The 16,366-nt window shown below is 71.8% G+C and carries 14 protein-coding genes; 6 read left to right on the top strand and 8 right to left on the bottom strand.

All coding sequences use genetic code 11. The annotated features are described in order from the left end of the window. Positions 1-345 precede the first annotated feature (345 nt). The 3 genes from EDF53_RS01150 to EDF53_RS01140 all read right to left on the bottom strand — a co-directional run bounded on the left by EDF53_RS01150 (position 346) and on the right by EDF53_RS01140 (position 4,135). A complete protein-coding gene (locus tag EDF53_RS01150) occupies positions 346-1,659 on the bottom strand; it encodes an LCP family protein (protein WP_123291864.1) in 1,314 nt (437 codons plus the stop codon). Positions 1,660-1,829: 170 nt separating this feature from the next. Next, positions 1,830-2,510 (bottom strand): GntR family transcriptional regulator, encoded by a 681-nt coding sequence (locus tag EDF53_RS01145; RefSeq protein WP_123938362.1) that lies wholly within the window; start codon positions 2,508-2,510, stop codon positions 1,830-1,832. A 170-nt stretch (positions 2,511-2,680) separates the two neighbouring features. Beyond that, positions 2,681-4,135 (bottom strand): MFS transporter, encoded by a 1,455-nt coding sequence (locus EDF53_RS01140; RefSeq protein WP_311316827.1) that lies wholly within the window; start codon positions 4,133-4,135, stop codon positions 2,681-2,683. Positions 4,136-4,338: 203 nt separating this feature from the next. On the opposite strand from EDF53_RS01140, the gene EDF53_RS01135 reads away from it, so the two are divergent. Both EDF53_RS01135 and EDF53_RS01130 read left to right on the top strand, forming a co-directional pair. Then, entirely contained in the window at positions 4,339-5,724 is a 1,386-nt protein-coding gene (locus EDF53_RS01135; protein ID WP_123291862.1) for an AAA family ATPase, read from the top strand. Next, complete coding sequence (locus EDF53_RS01130; protein WP_123291861.1) at positions 5,717-7,717, top strand: VWA domain-containing protein; 2,001 nt, start codon at positions 5,717-5,719, stop codon at positions 7,715-7,717. The genes EDF53_RS01135 and EDF53_RS01130 overlap by 8 nt, the downstream gene beginning before the upstream one ends. A gap of 363 nt (positions 7,718-8,080) precedes the next feature. On the opposite strand, the gene EDF53_RS01125 is transcribed toward EDF53_RS01130, so the two are convergent. From EDF53_RS01125 to EDF53_RS01105, 5 genes are read right to left on the bottom strand one after another with little or no spacing between them, the layout of a single operon-like run. Continuing rightward, positions 8,081-8,839 (bottom strand): SCO1664 family protein, encoded by a 759-nt coding sequence (locus tag EDF53_RS01125; protein WP_123291860.1) that lies wholly within the window; start codon positions 8,837-8,839, stop codon positions 8,081-8,083. Continuing rightward, positions 8,836-9,363: a DUF3090 domain-containing protein gene (locus EDF53_RS01120; RefSeq protein WP_123291859.1), complete on the bottom strand. Its 528-nt coding sequence runs from the start codon at positions 9,361-9,363 to the stop codon at positions 8,836-8,838. The genes EDF53_RS01125 and EDF53_RS01120 overlap by 4 nt, the downstream gene beginning before the upstream one ends. Before the next feature lie 33 nt (positions 9,364-9,396). Next, on the bottom strand, positions 9,397-10,119 hold the full coding sequence (locus tag EDF53_RS01115; protein ID WP_123291858.1) for an MSMEG_4193 family putative phosphomutase: 723 nt from the start codon (positions 10,117-10,119) through the stop codon (positions 9,397-9,399). Between the two features lie 10 nt (positions 10,120-10,129). Continuing rightward, on the bottom strand, positions 10,130-10,831 hold the full coding sequence (locus tag EDF53_RS01110; protein ID WP_123291857.1) for an ABC transporter ATP-binding protein: 702 nt from the start codon (positions 10,829-10,831) through the stop codon (positions 10,130-10,132). Then, positions 10,828-11,961, bottom strand: a complete 1,134-nt coding sequence (locus EDF53_RS01105) for an ABC transporter permease (RefSeq protein ID WP_123291856.1) — start codon at positions 11,959-11,961, stop codon at positions 10,828-10,830. The genes EDF53_RS01110 and EDF53_RS01105 overlap by 4 nt, the downstream gene beginning before the upstream one ends. Positions 11,962-12,111: 150 nt before the next feature. Here EDF53_RS01105 and EDF53_RS01100 point away from each other — a divergent pair, with 150 nt between their 5' ends. Genes EDF53_RS01100 through EDF53_RS01085 form a run of 4 tightly spaced genes read left to right on the top strand, consistent with a single transcriptional unit; the run spans position 12,112 to position 16,364 of the window. Further along, complete coding sequence (locus tag EDF53_RS01100; RefSeq protein ID WP_123291855.1) at positions 12,112-13,281, top strand: sensor histidine kinase; 1,170 nt, start codon at positions 12,112-12,114, stop codon at positions 13,279-13,281. Continuing rightward, a complete protein-coding gene (locus tag EDF53_RS01095; RefSeq protein ID WP_123291854.1) occupies positions 13,278-13,898 on the top strand; it encodes a response regulator transcription factor in 621 nt (206 codons plus the stop codon). The genes EDF53_RS01100 and EDF53_RS01095 overlap by 4 nt, the downstream gene beginning before the upstream one ends. A 46-nt stretch (positions 13,899-13,944) precedes the next feature. After that, the gene (locus tag EDF53_RS01090) at positions 13,945-15,159 is read left to right on the top strand and encodes an MFS transporter (protein ID WP_123291853.1); all 1,215 of its coding nucleotides are present in this window, start codon (positions 13,945-13,947) and stop codon (positions 15,157-15,159) included. 59 nt (positions 15,160-15,218) lie between these two features. After that, positions 15,219-16,364 (top strand): AI-2E family transporter, encoded by a 1,146-nt coding sequence (locus EDF53_RS01085; RefSeq protein ID WP_123291852.1) that lies wholly within the window; start codon positions 15,219-15,221, stop codon positions 16,362-16,364. The last annotated feature ends 2 nt before the right edge of the window (positions 16,365-16,366 follow it).

Below are 16,366 nucleotides of genomic sequence, written 5' to 3'. Positions count from 1 at the left end.
GAATAGCATCATCGAGACGCGGCGATCACATTCCGGGGCTCGTCCCCGTAGTCGCGACACAGCACCGACGTCGCTCTCCGAGCCGGGCCCGGCGCGCCCGGTTGTCTGGCGCCCGCTCGGGGAGCGGCTTCCGGGGGCGCGGTCCACCACCGCGCCCCCGTTTCTGCGTCCGGGCACGGCGTCCGACCAGTACGCGAAAGCGACAGTGTGCCGGCACGGCCCGCGGTCTGTGCCGTCAGCACGACAGTGTGCCGCGGATGTTCGGCGGCAGACTGTCGCTTTCGCGAGACGCGGGGCGGGACGAGCGGGGCGGGGGCCCGGCGAGCCAGAGCCAGAGCCGCCGGGTCAGTAGCCGAAGGCCTTGGAGCAGGTCTCCTGGTCGGCGGACTGCCCCTCGAGCCCGTCGATGGTCTCCGGCGTCGCGGATGCCGTCGGAGCAGCGGCGGCAGGCGACGACGGCGCAGCAGCCGCGGGTGCGGACGCCGGAGCCGACGGCGCCGCAGCAGCCGGCGCCGAGGCCGCTGCCGACGGCGCCGCGTTCGCCTCGGACCCGATGCCCGTGCTGTCCTCCCCCAGGGAGAACGACTGGTCCGCCTTGATCTTCGCGAACAGCTGGTCGGCCAGGTACGTCGTCGGCTGGACCTTGCCCTCGTAGACACCGGTGCCGCCGGTCGTGCCCGGGTACTGCACGAAGTTCACCTGCGACAGCGGGAGGTCCTGCAGCGCCCGACCCATCTGCACCATCGTCCCGATGTCGTTCAGGCTCTGGGACAGCTGCATGTTCGACGCCGCGGCGCGGGCCAGCTTGTACAGGGTGGTCGGCGACGTGAGGGTGTCGTTCGACTTCACGGTCCGGAGCAGCGACGACAGGAACACCTGCTGGCTCGAGATCCGGCCGAGGTCGGAGCCGTCACCGACGCCGTGCCGGGTCCGGAGGAACGCGAGGGCTTCGTCGCCCTGCAGGGTCGAGGTGCCGGCGGGCAGGTCGAGCCCGGTGTAGGGGTCCTCGATCGGCTGCGCCACGCAGACCGGCACACCTCCGATCGCGTTCGACATCTCGATGACGCCGTTGAACGAGACCGCGGCCGAGTACTGGATGTCCAGGCCGGTGAGCCCCTGCACGGTCTGGGTCACGCAGTTCAGCCCGCCGTCGCTGAACGAGGTGTTGATCGGCTGCGCAGCCATGGCCGACGCGGTCCCGGAGCCGTCGGTCTTCTTGCACGCGGGGATCGGGGTGACGAGGTCACGGGGGATGCTCACCGCGGTCGCGTTGGTGTGGTCGGCCGACACGTGGAGCAGGATGTTGACGTCGTTGAGCGTGGCATCGCGCTCCCCGAACTCCGCGGACTGGTCCGGGTCGTTGTCCGTCCCGACGACGAGCATGTTGAAGCCGCCCTTGTACGCGCTGAGCGACGGGGCCTTGGTGCCGTTCGACCGCGGCGCGGGCTGCCCCTCGATCTGCACGCCGTCACCGAGGTCGTCGGTCACCTGCTTCGCGGCGATCGCGGCGACCGAGGCGGTGCTGACGAGCGCGACTGCGGCGACGCTCGCGACCAGCGCAGCGACGGTCCGGAAGGGACCGGACCGACGGAGACGTCCGTGCCGTGCGATCCCGTCGGCTCGGTTGAGACGGTGGGAGCGATCGCGGACGTCGTTCACGGGCTCTCCTGTCGTCGGTGGACGCGCCGGGGTGGCAACCGGTCAAGGCTGCCACGGAGGTCCCTGGCGATCCAGTGCGAACGACGTCGGAGCGAGGCCACCGGGCCACCGTCGACCCCCGGATCCGTGCGCCGTGGCGCCGACCTGTACGAACCCGCAGCCGGGACGGCTCAGGAGGCCACGGCCACCCGGAACCGGTCCGGCAGGGCGATGAGCGCCGCCGCGAGCTCGAGCAGCACCACGGCGCAGTCGTCGAGCGCGTCACGCTCCGCTGCCCGCACGGCCTGGTCGACGAGGTCGAGTCGCCGCGCCCGGTCGACCACGGCGTCGATCCCGTTGGCCAGTGCGATGTCGTCGGTGAAGAACGTGTCGAGCACGGTGCGCTGCGACAGCATCCAGTCGGCGCTGACCGAGGCGCCGCGCCGCCGGAGGAACCACGCGGCGAGTTCGACGAAGGCCCCGGCTTCGGTCCAGCACTCGCGGAGCCAGGCCGGGTCGAAGCGGTCGTCGTGGCCCGTGCCGCTCACCGGCGGGTCGACGACCAGCGCCCGGGCGATGCGCAGGCGCTCGGTCATCTGCCCGACGGACCACTGCGTGATCACCACGCCGACGTACCGCTGCACGGTGACGAGCTGATGGGACTCGAGGGAGACGAGGGCTTCGCGCACCGGCGTGCGGGAGACCCGCATGTCCTCGGCGATGGTGTCGAGGCGCAGGCGCTGCCCGCGGCGGTACTCGCCGCGCAGCACGCTGTCGAGCAGGCGGAGGAAGACCGCGTCGCGCAACAGACTGCGCCGGAGGCCGTGGGGGTCGCGGTCGCCCCGGCCGACACGCATCGGTGACTGCTCCATCGCGCCAGCCTCACGCACGGCGGTCACCCTGGCCGACCGCACCGGCACCGTCGTGGATCGTCGTGGTGGGTGTCGCGCTGTGGAGGAGTGCCATGCCAGCACCGTGACACCACGACGACGGCCGTGCTAAACACTCTGAATACAGAATGTTGCATGGCCGCCGTTGCTGTTCAGCGCCGCTGCTGTTCCGCGTCCCCGGTCAGGACGGACAGGGGCTGGGTGACGTCCTCGAGCCCCTTCCGTGCGGCATCGACCCCGAAGACCAGGGCTATCACCCCACCGCCGATCATCACCGCGGACCCGAGCAGGTACCCCCAGAAGAGCGGTTCACGCGAGGACCCGTCCCCGATGAAGGCACCGTAGATCAGCGGTGCGACCGCACCGAAGATCTGCGCGAGCGCGAAGAAGTACGAGATGGCCTGCGACCGCAGCTCGAGGGGGAAGATCTCGCTGACCGTCAGGTACGCGCTCGAGGCACCGGCGGACGCGAAGAAGAACGACACGCACCAGAAGGCCACCTGCACCGTCGCGGAGATCGCGTCGGCGCGGAACAGGAACGCCGAGGTCGCCAGGACGAGCCCCGACACCAGGTACGTCAGGAAGATCATCTGCCGACGGCCCCACGTGTCGAAGAACCGACCGAGGATGATCGGTCCGAGCAGGTTCCCGATCGCGAACGGGAAGAAGTAGATCGACGTCTGCGCGGTCTTCAGGCCGAAGAAGTTCGTCAGGACGAGCGCGTAGGTGAAGAAGATCGCGTTGTAGAGGAACGCCTGCGTGATCATCATCGACGCACCGACCAGGGTGCGCGTCGGGTACTGCTTGAGCAGCACGCGCGCGATGGTCAGGAACCCGACGCGGTCGGTCGGCGTGACGGTCATGGCCTTCGACTCGTCGACGTCCGGCAGCCGCTTGCCCGTGGACTTCTCGACCGCCTCCTCGATCTGGGTGACGGTCGCTTCGGCCTCTTCCTCGCGCCCGTGGGTCATGAGCCAGCGCGGACTCTCGGGGATGTGCCGCCGCAGGAAGATGATCGCGATGCCGAGCACGGGGCCGAGGAAGAAGCCGATGCGCCAGCCGATGCTCTCCGAGAAGTTGGCTGTGTCGAGCAGGTAGATGTTCGCGAAGGCGCCGAGCGCGGCGCCGCCCCAGTAGGTGCCGTTGATGGCGATGTCGACGTGGCCGCGGTACTTCGCGGGGATCAGTTCGTCGATCGCCGAGTTGATCGCCGCGTACTCGCCGCCGATGCCGAGACCGGCGACGAACCGGAACGCGGCCAGGAACCAGAAGTCCTGGGCGAGACCGGCGACGCCCGAGCCGATCAGGTAGATCGCGAGCGTCAGGATGAAGAGCTTGCGCCGCCCGAGCCGGTCGGACATGCGCCCGAACACCAGCGCTCCGACCACCTGGCCGACCAGGTAGATCGTGCCGAGGGAGGTCACCTGTTGCGTCGACAGGTTCAGGTCGGCCTGGAAGCCGGCGTTGGAGACGATCTGGATCTCCAGACCGTCCAGGATCCAGGAGACCCCGAGTCCGACGACGACACTCCAGTGGAACCTCGTCCACGGCAGTCTGTCCATCCTGGCGGGGACCAGGCTCTTGATCGCCCCGTTCGTGCTGCTCACGAGAGGGGAACCTACGCCGAGATCGGCGAGATGGTTCACATTCGGTACGACGGGGCCGGCTCGGAGCCGGATCCCCCTATCGAATCCGGCTCCGATGCCGGAGCCTCAATCATTGCGGTTGCTATGGAAACCCACAAGCGGACGGGAGGCGCGGTGCCAGCTGGCACCGTGCCTCCCGTCCGCGACGGCGTAACGTCCAGAACGTGACCCGACCCGACATCCGCACGGTCGGCGAGCTCCGCACTTCTGGCCACGTCCAGAAGACGGTCCGCGCCGAGATCCGCGACAACCTGCTCACCGCGCTGCGCGCGGGAGACGACCCCTGGCCCGGCCTGCACGGCTTCGAGACGACCGTGATCCCGCAACTCGAACGTGCCCTCATCGCCGGACACGACGTCGTCCTGCTCGGTGAGCGCGGCCAGGGCAAGACCCGCCTGCTCCGCACCCTGCAGGGCCTGCTCGACGAGTGGACCCCGGTGATCACCGGCTCCGAGCTCGGCGAGCACCCCTACGAGCCCATCACCACCGCGAGCGCCCGCCGAGCCGACGACCTCGGCGACGCCCTGCCGATCTCGTGGCGGCACCGCGACGACCGCTACGTCGAGAAGCTCGCGACGCCGGACACGAGCGTCGCCGACCTGATCGGCGACGTCGACCCGATGAAGGTCGCCGAGGGGCGCAGCCTGGGCGACCCGGAGACCATCCACTTCGGACTCGTCCCCCGGGGCCACCGCGGCATCGTCGCGATCAACGAGCTGCCCGACCTCGCCGAACGCATCCAGGTGGCGATGCTCAACGTGATGGAGGAACGCGACGTCCAGATCCGTGGCTACGTGCTCCGACTCCCCCTCGACGTGCTCGTGGTGGCCAGCGCGAACCCGGAGGACTACACGAACCGCGGCCGGATCATCACGCCGCTGAAGGACCGCTTCGGCGCGGAGATCCGGACCCATTACCCGATCGAACTCGAGGACGAGATCGCGGTCATCCGGCAGGAGGCGCAGCTCACCGCCGAGGTGCCGGACGCGATCGTCGAGATCCTCGCCCGCTTCACCCGTGCCCTGCGCGGATCGAGCGCGGTCGACCAGCGCAGCGGTGTCAGCGCCCGGTTCGCGATCGCCGGCGCCGAGACGGTCGCCGCGGCGGCCGTGCACCGTGCAGCACGCCAGGGCGAGCCGGAGGCCGTCGCGCGACCGATCGACCTCGAGACGGCGGTCGACGTGCTCGGCGGCAAGATCGAGTTCGAGAACGGCGAAGAGGACCGCGCGGACGAGGTCCTCGAGCACCTGCTGCGGACCGCCACGGCCGAGACGGTGCGTGCCCGGTTCCGCGGACTCGACTTCGGGGTGCTCGTCGAGGCGCTCGACGGCGGGACGATGGTGACGACGGGCGAACAGGTCGGGGCGCGGGCGTTCCTCGAGGGGCTGCCGTCGATCGGCGAGTCCGACCTGTACGACCAGGTGTGCGAGCGTCTCGGTGCCACGAACGACGGCGAGCGCGCGGGTGCGATCGAACTCGCGCTCGAGGGGCTCTTCCTCGCCCGCCGCATCAGCAAGGAGTCCGGCGGGGGCGAAGCCGTCTATGGCTAGGCAGAACCGACGACTGACGCGGGACACCCGGTACGGGGCGTACACCGACGGACCGGATCCGCTCGCGCCGCCCGCCGACCTCGCCGAAGCGCTCGACGCCATCGGGCAGGACGTGATGGCCGGCACCTCACCGGAGCGCGCGATGCGGGAGTTCCTGCGCCGTGGCGGCCGGACGCAGCGCGGACTCGACGACCTCGCGCGCAAGGTCGCGGAACGGCGCCGCGAACTCACCGCGAAGAACAACCTCGACGGCACCCTGCAGCAGGTCCGCGAGCTGCTCGACCAGGCGCTCCGCGCCGAACGCGGCGAACTCGCCCGCAACGTCGAGCTCGACGACGGCGACCGCGCCCTGGCCGAGATGCAGCTCGACAGCCTGTCCCCGTCGCCGGCCGCCGCGGTGCAGGAGCTCGGCGGGTACGACTGGACGAGCCGTGAGGCCCGGCAGAAGTACGACGAGATCAAGGACCTGCTCGGTCGCGAGGTGCTCGACCAGCGCTTCGCGGGCATGAAGCAGGCGCTCGAGGGCGCCACGGACGAAGACCGCGCCGCGGTCAGCGCGATGATGCAGGACCTCAACCAGCTGCTCGAGGACCACCGCGCCGGCACCGACTCGCAGGAGCAGTTCGACGCGTTCATGGCGGAGCATGGCGAGTACTTCCCGTCGAACCCCGCGAACGTCGACGAGCTGCTCGACGACCTCGCGGCACGGGCCGCCGCCGCCCAGCGGATGCGGAACTCGATGACCGAGGAGCAGCGCGACGAACTCGACGCCCTCGCCCAGCAGGCCTTCGGCTCCCCCGACCTGATGGGGCAGCTGTCCCAGCTCGACGGCAACCTGCGGTCCCTGCGCCCCGGTGAGGACTGGGGCGGATCCGAGCGCATGGAGGGCGACCAGGGGCTCGGGCTCGGCGACGGGACCGGGGTCTTCCATGACATCGCCGACCTCGACGCCCTCGCGGACCAACTCGCCCAGTCCGGCCCCGGTTCCGAGCTCGACGACCTGGACCTCGACGCCCTGACCCGGCAGCTCGGTGCCGAGGCCGCCGTGGACGCCAGGACCCTGCAGCAGCTCGAGAAGGCCCTGCGGAACTCCGGGGCGATGCGCCGCGGAGCGGACGGGCAGCTCCGGCTCACCCCGAAGGCCATGCGGCAGCTCGGCAAGAGCCTGCTCCGTGACGTCGCCGAGCGGATGTCCGGCCGACAGGGTGCCCGCGACATCCGGCAGTCCGGCGCGGCCGGCGAACCCTCGGGCGCGACCCGGCAGTGGGCGTACGGCGACACCGAGCCGTGGGACGTCACCCGGTCGATCACGAACGCGCTGACCCGGACCGCGGCCGACGGGCGGGTCGGCCCCGGCGTCCGCCTGACCATCGACGACGTCGAGGTGCAGGAGACCGAGTCCCGCACACAGGCCTGCGTGGCGCTGCTCGTCGACACGTCGTTCTCGATGGCGATGGAGGACCGCTGGGTGCCGATGAAGCGCACGGCCCTGGCGCTGCACACGCTCGTCTCGACGCGGTTCCGCGGCGACGACCTGCAACTGATCGCGTTCGGACGCGAGGCCGAGGTCGTGGACATCGAGCAGCTCGTGGGTCTCGACGCCATGTGGGACAAGGGCACGAACCTGCACCACGCGCTGCTCCTCGCCAACCGGCACTTCCGGAGGCACCCGACCGCCCAACCCGTGCTGCTCATCGTCACCGACGGGGAACCGACGTCGCACCTCGAGCCGAACGGACAGGTGTGGTTCGACTACCCGCCGGACCCCGTGACGATCGCACTGACCGTTCGGGAGCTCGAGAACGCCGGTCGGCTCGGCGCCCAGACGACGTTCTTCCGCCTCGGCGACGACCCGGGGCTCGCACGGTTCATCGACGCGATGGCGAAGCGGGTGGACGGCTCGGTCGTCGCTCCGGAGAACGACGACCTCGGTGTCGCCGTCGTGGGGTCGTACCTGGGGTCGCGCCGCGGCGGGCAGTCGTTGTTCGACTAGCCGCCGAGTCGATCCCGACAGGGGCTGTTGCGCGGGGTTCCGCAGTCGTATGCTGAGCGCCACCACAGTTGCCCCAGACCCCGGCCGCCGTGATCGTTCTTCCCGCGCTGACCTCGTCGGCGCGCCGGAAGCGGTCGGCCGAGTGCACCTGATCCGTTCTCGACCGGTCGACTCCCGCGGGGTCCCGGAGTGCAACGGCGCACGCCACCGGACGCCACGGGTCTCCGCGTCCACGGATCACGGACGCGGACCGGTCGGTGGGGTCCGGACCCGACGGGCCCCACCGTCCCGGACCGGGATGTCCACGGCCGGCCGGGGTCGCCACGGCAGGCCGGGCCGGGGCGCCGGCTCACGACGGGTGCGTCAGAACAAGGGCCACGGCACCGCGGGGCCGTGCCCCGGCGGTGGCGGGAAGATGCCGACGGCCCGCAGCGCCGCACACCGCGCGCGCACCGTGTCGACCTCTTCCGGCGTCAGGTGTTCGGCGAGTTCGTCACCCAGGGCACCGCGGAGCGCTTCCGACACCCGGTCGAGCCCCTCGAGTTCGTCCGGTCCGAGCGGCTCGCCGATCCAGCCCCACAGCACCGTGCGGAGCTTGTGCTCGACGTGGAAGGCCAGCCCGTGGTCGACACCGAACCGGTGTCCGTCGGGCATCGCCAGCACGTGCCCGCCCTTGCGGTCGGCGTTGTTCACCACGACGTCGAAGACGGCCATGCGGCGCAACGCCTCGGAGTCCTCGTGCACGAGCGTCACCGGCTGGTCGTGCTCGTCGATCGCCTCGAGCACGGGCAGCCACGGCGAACCGTCCGCCTCGGCGGCCTCGGGGGTGACGAGGTCGACGGCGTCCTGGTCCGGGTCGATCGTCTGCCAGCGCTGCACCATGCCGGGGCCGAACGGGCCGTCACCGAGCCACGTCGGTGGCACGATGCCCCAGCCGAACGCCTCGGACACCAGGTGGGCCGCGACCTCGCGGCCGGCGAGCGTGCCGTCCGGGAAGTCCCAGAGCGGGCGTTCCCCCTCGATCGGCTTGTAGACGACCGCCTCGCCGTCCAGCTCGGCCAGGAAGGTCGCGTTCGAGGCCTCGCGGATCCGCGCCGTGATGCTCAGTGAGCCGTCGCTCATGCGTCGCCGGGCGGACGGCCGGCGGCGACGATCTCGCGGGTGCGCTCGACGAACGCGCGAGCGGTGCCGACCGGGATCTTGACCTGGAAGAGCTCGTCGGGTTCGGGGATCTCGACGACCGCCTCGATCTCGAGGCCGTCCTCGCTCTCCTCGGACACGATCTCGACGTCGTCGTCGATCGGGTACGCCTCGATGACCACCTGCGCCGTCGACGGGTCGAAGCCCAGGCTCAGGGCACCGGCCCGGAACTCGGGCTCCACCGGCTGGTCGAGCGGCTCCGGGTCGCGGAGCTCGACGGGGGCGGTGTCCGGCACGCTGAAGCGGTTCGCCTCGACCGTGGCGACCTCGTCCAGCAGCTCGTCGATCTTCTCGGCGAGCACGGCGGTCTGCTCCTTCTCGAGGGCGACGCTCGTGACGCGCTTGCCGGAGCGGGCCTGCAGGTAGAAGGCGCGCTCGCCCGGACGGCCGATGGTGCCGACGACGAGGCGGTCCGGCCAGTCGAAGCCGTGGACGATGGAGGGCATACCCGCATTGTAGGAGTGCGGGCCTGCGCCCGTTCAGGGTCTGGCAGGGCCTGCCTCGGACGGGGCCTCCGGATGTCCGGCTCCGCCGCCGACCGCTGCGTCCCCGCTGGGCGCCGGAGCGGTCGCGAGCCACGACAGATCGCCGGACTCGGTGTTCGTCGCGACCACCTCGGGCCGGTGCTCGCCGTACCGCACGACCGACACCGACGCGGGCCCGACGCCGATGCGTTGGAACAGGTCGAGGTGCATGCCGAACGCGTCGGCCAGGACGGACTTGATGATGTCGCCGTGGCTCACCGCGACCCAGACCGCTCCGGGCCCGTGCTCCGCTTCGACCTCGGCGTCGATGCGCCGGACGGCCGACACCGCCCGGGACTGCATGGTCTGCATGGACTCGCCGCCGGGGAACACCACGGCGCTCGGGTTCGCCTGCACCGTCCGCCACAGCGGCTCCTTCGCCAGGTCGGCGAGCTTCCGCCCTTGCCACTCGCCGTAGTCCGCCTCGGTGATCGCCCGCTCGATGGCCGACGCGGGGTCGCCCGGCTGTCGCTCGAGGATCGCCCTCGCCGTCTGCCGGCATCGCTCGAGCGGACTCGACACGACGGCGACGACCGGCACGGCCGCGATGCGCTCCGCGGTGCGGTCGGCCTGCTTCCGGCCGACGGCGTCGAGTCGCACGCCGGCGGTTCGTCCGGCGAGCACGCCCGTGGCGTTCGCGGTGGTGCGTCCGTGTCGGACGAGGAGGACGGTCGCCATGTGCCCGATCCTAGGCGGCGATCACCGGCGCCCCGGCCAGCCGACCGTCCACCACCGTGACGAGTTCGTCGAGGGTCCCGCGGTGCACCAGGTCGTGGGTGACCAGCATCGTCGCGGTGTCCCGCTCGCGCGTCAGTTTGGCGATGAGCTCCATGATCGCCGCGCCGCGCTCCTGGTCCAGCGCACTCGTCGGTTCGTCCACGAGCAGGACGTCGGGTTCGTGCACGAGTGCCCGGGCGATCGCGACGCGCTGCCGCTGCCCGCCGGACAGCTGCGCCGGCCGCTTGTCCAGGTGGTCGGACAGCCCCACGGCGTCCAGCAGGTCGTCGGCCCGGTCCCGGAGCCCTCCCGCGCGACGACCTCCGGCGGGGTGCCGGCCGCCGAGGTGCGCCATCACGAGCACCTGCTCCCGTGCGGTCAGCGACGGCAGCAGGTTCGACTGCTGGAACACGATCCCGATGTGCGCACGCCGCAGGGCGGTGGCTTCGTCCCGGGACAGCGCGGCCGCGTCGACGTCGCCGATGAGCACACGACCGGAGTCCGGCCGGATGAGCGTCGCGGCGACCGCGAGCAGCGACGACTTGCCCGATCCGGAGGGGCCGGTGATGCCGGTCACGACGCCGGGCCGGGCGACGAGGGACACGTGGTCGACCGCGGTGATCCGCCGGTCGCCGTCGGGGAAGGTCAGGGTGACGTCGTCGAGGGTGATCATCGGTTGCTCCCGAGTGCGGTGAGGGGGTCGGCGGAGGTGACGGTGCGGAGCGCGACGGCGGCGCCGGCGAGTCCGAGGACGGCCATCGCGGCGGCCGGCACGACGGTGGTGACCGGGCTGAGCAGGAACGGCAGTGCACCGCCGGCGAGCGCGCCGAGTCCGACGACGGCCAGCATCCCGACGCCGATCCCCAGGACGAGCACGACGAGCGCCTGTCCGAGCGCATCGCGGACGAGTGATCCGGTGCTCGCGCCGAGGGCCTTGAGCACGGCGACGTCGCCGGCTCGCTGCATGGTCCAGACCGTGAAGAACGCCCCGACGACGAGCGCGGACACCCCGAAGAGCATGACGATCATCAGGCCGAGCGACCCGATCTCGGACCGGAAGGTCTCGAGGGCGGTCAGCGACCCGAGCGGCGACGCGGCGGACGTGCCGGTGGACGCTGCGACAGCGTCCCAGTCCGGGCTGCCGCTGACGGCCAGGACGGTCGGCGCGCCGTCGCCGCCGAGTCGCCGGTCGGCCGCGGCCCACGCTTCCGGGGTCATGGCGAGCACCGGTGTGTGGCTGTACCAGGCGTCACCGCCGACGACGGCGACGCGGTAGTCCGTCCCGGTGACGGTGATGCGGTCGCCGACCTGCACGCCGAGGTCGGCCGCAGCACCGGACGACAGCCCGACCTGGTCGTCGCGACCGGGTGCGAGATCGGTGACGGGGGTCGACCGTGCTCCCGTCGGCAGCCCGACCAGCGCGACGCCGACGGCCGCGCCCGACGCCGCAGCACCCGACCCCGCAGCGCCCGACCCCGCAGCGCCGGACCCCGCGCCCGGTGCCGTCGCCCGGCCCTGGACGATGCCCACCGGCACCACGTCGTCGACCCCGGGGGCCGCCTGCCAGCCGTCCACGGCCCGCTGCCCGATGGTGGAGTCGCCGAACGACGGCTGCCCGGTGGACGGCTGCTGCAGGACCAGGCGGTCGCCGGGCAGGTCGAGCACCGCGGAGACGTTCTGCGACGCGAGGCCGCCGGTGAGCCCGGCGAGGAACCCGACGAGCAGGGTGATGAGTGCCACGACGGAGCCGATGAGGACGAACCGGCCACGGGCGAACCGGAGATCGTGCCAAGCGACGAACACGGTGTTCCCTTCCCGGGTCGCAGACCTTCCGCGACCACGACTCCCAGCCTCGCCGCGGTGCTCCCACCCGGCATCGCCGGAGGGTTCGGTCCTCCGATCGAACTTTCGGTTGATCCCCACCGGCCGACGCCTCCGTACGCTGGGGAGCACATGGCGCACAGCACCCTCACCCCGGTCTTCGTCGGTCTGCGGACCGGCCTGCACGTGCTGTCGGCCGCGCTGCTCGCCCTGGTCGTCGTGCGGGTGCTCGTGGACGGTGGCGCCGGCACGTGGGTGCGGTTGGCCCTGGCTGCGGTGTTCGCGGGCGTGTACCTGCTCGGGGCGGTCGTCGCGCGCGGCGACGGCCGCCGTCGGACGGTCGCCGGTGCGGTCTGGCTCATCGCCCTGACCCTCGTCTGGATCGCCCTGCTCGTCGGCGTCCCCGAGGCCGCCTACCTCGTCTTCCCGCTCTTCTTCCTGTACCTGCACGTCCTGCCGCGCATCGTCGGACCGGTGGCCGTCATCACTGCGACCCTGGTCGCCGTCGTCGCCCTCGGACTGCACGGCGGCTTCACCGTCGGTGGTGTGGTCGGTCCGCTCGTCGGAGCGGGCGTCGCACTGCTCATCGGACTGGGGTACCGGGCGCTCGCGCGCGAGGCGGTCGAACGCGAGGCCCTGGTCGCCGAGCTCCTCGCCACGCGCGACCGGTTGGCCGTCACCGAACGCGAGCAGGGCGTCCTCGCCGAGCGGGCCCGGTTGGCCCGTGAGATCCACGACACCGTCGCGCAGGGGTTGTCGAGCATCCAGATGCTGCTGCATGCGGCCGAACGCGCGGACGGGGAGCGTCCGGGGACGGAGCACATCCGGCTCGCCCGTGAGACCGCTGCCGAGGGCCTCGCCGACACCCGGCGGTTCATCCGCGAACTCGCACCACCGGCGCTCGAACGCGGACTCGGGGCAGCGCTGGAACGGTTGGCCGGCTCCCAGTGGTCGCGCGACGGCCTCGACGTCACGGTCGACGTCGCGGAGGCCTCGTTGCCGATGGACGTCCAGACCGCGCTGCTCCGCATCGCCCAGGGCGCCGTCGCCAACGTGGTGCAGCACGCCGCGGCCACCCACGTCCGACTGTCACTCACCGTGGACGGTCAGGAGGCCCGGCTCACCATCGCGGACGACGGCGTCGGTTTCGACCCGGTCGCCGTCCACGACCGGTCGGGCACGACGGACTCGTTCGGGTTGCGTGCCACCGAAGAGCGCGTCGAGCAGTTCGGCGGCCGGCTCGAGGTCGACTCGGCCCCTGGCCGCGGGACGACGCTCGTCGCGATCCTGGAGGTCCGGTGATCCGCATCCTCATCGCCGACGACCACCCGGTGGTCCGCGCCGGGCTCCGAGCACTCCTCGACGGCACGGACGGCATCGTCGTCGCGGGTGAGGCGTCCACCCCGGACGAAGCCGTGGACCTCGCCGCCCGGCTCTCGCCGGAACTCGTGCTCATGGACCTGCAGTTCGGGCAGGACCTCACCGGGGCGGACGCGACGCGACGGATCCGCGCGCTCGACGCCGCGCCGTACGTGCTCGTGCTGACGAACTACGACTCCGACGGGGACATCCTCGGTGCGGTCGAGGCCGGCGCGAGCGGGTACCTGCTCAAGGACGCGCCCCCGCACGAACTCGTCGCGGCCGTCCGCGCCGCCGCGTCCGGACAGAGTGCCCTCGCGCCGACGATCGCGGGTCGGCTCATGGCGCGGATGCGCGCCCCGTCGGTGAGCCTGTCGGCGCGGGAGCTCGAGGTGCTGCGCCTCGTCGCCGAGGGGGCGTCGAACGGCGCCGTCGCCGCGCGCCTGCACATCAGCGACGCCACCGTGAAGTCGCACCTGGTGCACGTGTTCTCGAAGCTCGGGGTGTCCTCGCGCACGGCCGCGGTCTCCGAGGCCCGCGCCCTCGGCATGCTCCGCTGACGACCGCACCCTTGACGGGCCGTCGGCGGACCGATCAGATGGTCACATGACCCGGCACCCTCGAGGGGCCCTGTTCGCCACGTCGACGATGACCGGCTTCGGCATCGCCACGTGGGTGACCAGGACGCCCGCCATCCGCGACGAACTCGGGGCGTCGATCGAGGCGATGGGGCTCGTGCTCCTCGGGCTGTCGATCGGGTCGATGATCGGGATCCTCGGCGCCGGTGCGCTCGTCCGACGGCTCGGGACACGACCCTTGATCCTGCTCGGTGGCGCGCTGCCCGTGGTGGGGATGGTCCTCGTCGCCCTGCTCGCCCCGGCACAGGTGCCGGCGGGTGTCTGGGCGGGGCTGTTCCTGATCGGGTTCGGGTCGGGGGTCGCCGAGATCGGGCTGAACGTCGAGGCCGCCGCGGTCGAGCGGCGCATCGGCCACCCGGTGGTGCCGGTGCTGCACGCCTGCTTCAGCCTGGGGACCGTCGTCGGCGGGGTCGTCGGCATCGCGATGACGGCTGCTCGGACACCGGTGCTCTTGCACCTGATCGTGGGGGCTGCGGTGATGGCAGCGCTCGCGGCGTTCGCGGCGCTCAACCTGCAGCCGCTGCCGCGTGCGACGGCGCAGACGGACGGGGCCGACGCCGAGGACGCCACAGGCACGTCCCGCGTCACCACGGCAACCCGCCGCTCCGTCATCACCGTGCAGCTCGCGCTCATCGCGGTGATCACGCTCGCGATGGCCTTCGCCGAGGGCGCCGCCAGCGACTGGCTCCCGCTCCTCATGACGACCGACCACGACGCTCCGGAAGCGGTCGGCTCGCTGGTCTTCACCGGGTTCGCGCTCGCCATGCTCATCGGCCGGTCGGCCGGCACCCCGCTCGTCACGCGGCTCGGGCGGGGCCCGGTCGTCCGGCTCTGCGCCGCGGTCGGCGGGATCGGGGTCCTGCTCGTGGTCGTCTCGCCGAGTCCGGTCGTCACGGCGATCGCCGCCGCCGTCTGGGGGCTCGGCATCGCGCTCGGGTTCCCGCTCGCGATCTCGGCAGCGGGTGACCACCCGACCGACGGGGACCGCCGGGTGTCGGTCGTCGCGACCGCCGGCTACATCGCGTTCCTGGTCGGACCGCCCCTGCTCGGCTTCGTCGGCGAGCACCTCGGGCTGCAGGCGGCGATGCTGGTGCCCCTCGTGCTGCTCGTCGCCGCCTTCGTCGTCGCGCCCGCCGCACGGGACTCCCACGACGTCGACGTCCGGCGGACCGTCTCCACCTGATCCGCGACGCCGGGCGCGGGTCCGGGCGCGCCGCCCCGCGGATCAGTACGGTCGATCCCATGCCGTTCTTCCGCGACAGCCCCCAGCCGACCACCCCCTCGAAGATCCAGGCGGCGTGGTCCGACTCGACGGGTCGTCTCGCCACGCGGTGCCTGCAGGTGATCATCGTCGTCGTGGTCATCGCCGGCGTCGTCTACGCCGGCAGCGTGCTGAGCGTCGTCACCATCCCGGTGCTCCTCGCGCTCATCATCGCCTCGGCCATGCACCCGATCGTGTCCTGGTTGCGCAAGCACAAGGTGCCGTCGGTCCTCGCGACCCTCGCGGTGCTCATCGGCGTCCTCGCGGTGCTCGGGCTCATCGGGTGGCTCATCGTTGTCGCCGTCGAGAACCAGTGGTCGCAGTTGCAGAAGTCGGCCGTCGACGGGTTCCAGCAGTTGCAGGACTTCGCGAAGAACCTGCCCATCTCGATCTCGGACAAGCAGGTCGACGACGCTGTGGCGTCCGTCACCGACTTCATCACGAGTGCGCAGTTCGGCTCCGGCGCCCTGGCCGGCGCCTCGGCCACCGCGAACTTCCTGACCGGCCTCGTGCTGATGATCGTGGTGCTGTTCTTCTTCCTCAAGGACGGCCCGAGCATCTGGGAGTTCCTGCTCCGCCCGTTCACCGGTGAGCGCTACGACCGTGCACGCCGGGTGGGCGACCGCGTGGTCTCGACCCTCGGCGGGTACGTCCGCGGTACCGCCACGGTCGCCGCCGTCGACGCCATCGGCATCGGTGTCGGCATCGCGATCGTCGGCGTCCCGCTGGCACTCCCCCTGGCCGTCGTCGTGTTCATCACGGCCTTCATCCCGATCGTCGGTGCGACGGCAGCCGGCATCCTGGCCGCGCTGGTGGCGCTCGTCGCACTCGGTCCCGTCCAGGCGCTCATCGTCGTCGGGATCGTGATCCTGGTGAACCAGCTCGAGGGCAACCTGCTCCAGCCGGTGCTGATGGGACGCACCCTGAAGCTGCACGGCCTGGTCATCCTGATCGGCCTGACCGCGGGCACCGTCCTGGCGGGCATCACCGGTGCCATCATCTCGGTGCCGCTGTTGGCCGCCGCGTGGGGCGCGATCCTGGTCTGGGACGGCCCGAACACCCCCGCGCGTCCGTGGCGGAAGAAGCGCAACGAGGACGTCACGGCCCACGAGCTCCCCGCCGACTGAGC

The sequence above is a fragment of the Curtobacterium sp. PhB78 genome (genome assembly GCF_003751685.1).
Taxonomy (GTDB): Bacteria; Actinomycetota; Actinomycetes; order Actinomycetales; family Microbacteriaceae; genus Curtobacterium.
This window is presented reverse-complemented; position numbering and strand designations above follow the sequence as displayed.

Bases quoted from the DNA above. Each gene is read 5' to 3' on its own strand.
- EDF53_RS01125 (WP_123291860.1), bottom strand. From the start codon at position 8,839: ATGAGCGACGGCTCACTGAGCATCACGGCGCGGATCCGCGAGGCCTCG.
- EDF53_RS01110 (WP_123291857.1), bottom strand. From the start codon at position 10,831: ATGATCACCCTCGACGACGTCACCCTGACCTTCCCCGACGGCGACCGG.
- EDF53_RS01115 (WP_123291858.1), bottom strand. From the start codon at position 10,119: ATGGCGACCGTCCTCCTCGTCCGACACGGACGCACCACCGCGAACGCC.
- EDF53_RS01120 (WP_123291859.1), bottom strand. From the start codon at position 9,363: ATGCCCTCCATCGTCCACGGCTTCGACTGGCCGGACCGCCTCGTCGTC.
- EDF53_RS01100 (WP_123291855.1), top strand. From the start codon at position 12,112: ATGGCGCACAGCACCCTCACCCCGGTCTTCGTCGGTCTGCGGACCGGC.
- EDF53_RS01145 (WP_123938362.1), bottom strand. From the start codon at position 2,510: ATGGAGCAGTCACCGATGCGTGTCGGCCGGGGCGACCGCGACCCCCAC.
- EDF53_RS01085 (WP_123291852.1), top strand. From the start codon at position 15,219: ATGCCGTTCTTCCGCGACAGCCCCCAGCCGACCACCCCCTCGAAGATC.
- EDF53_RS01130 (WP_123291861.1), top strand. From the start codon at position 5,717: ATGGCTAGGCAGAACCGACGACTGACGCGGGACACCCGGTACGGGGCG.
- EDF53_RS01090 (WP_123291853.1), top strand. From the start codon at position 13,945: ATGACCCGGCACCCTCGAGGGGCCCTGTTCGCCACGTCGACGATGACC.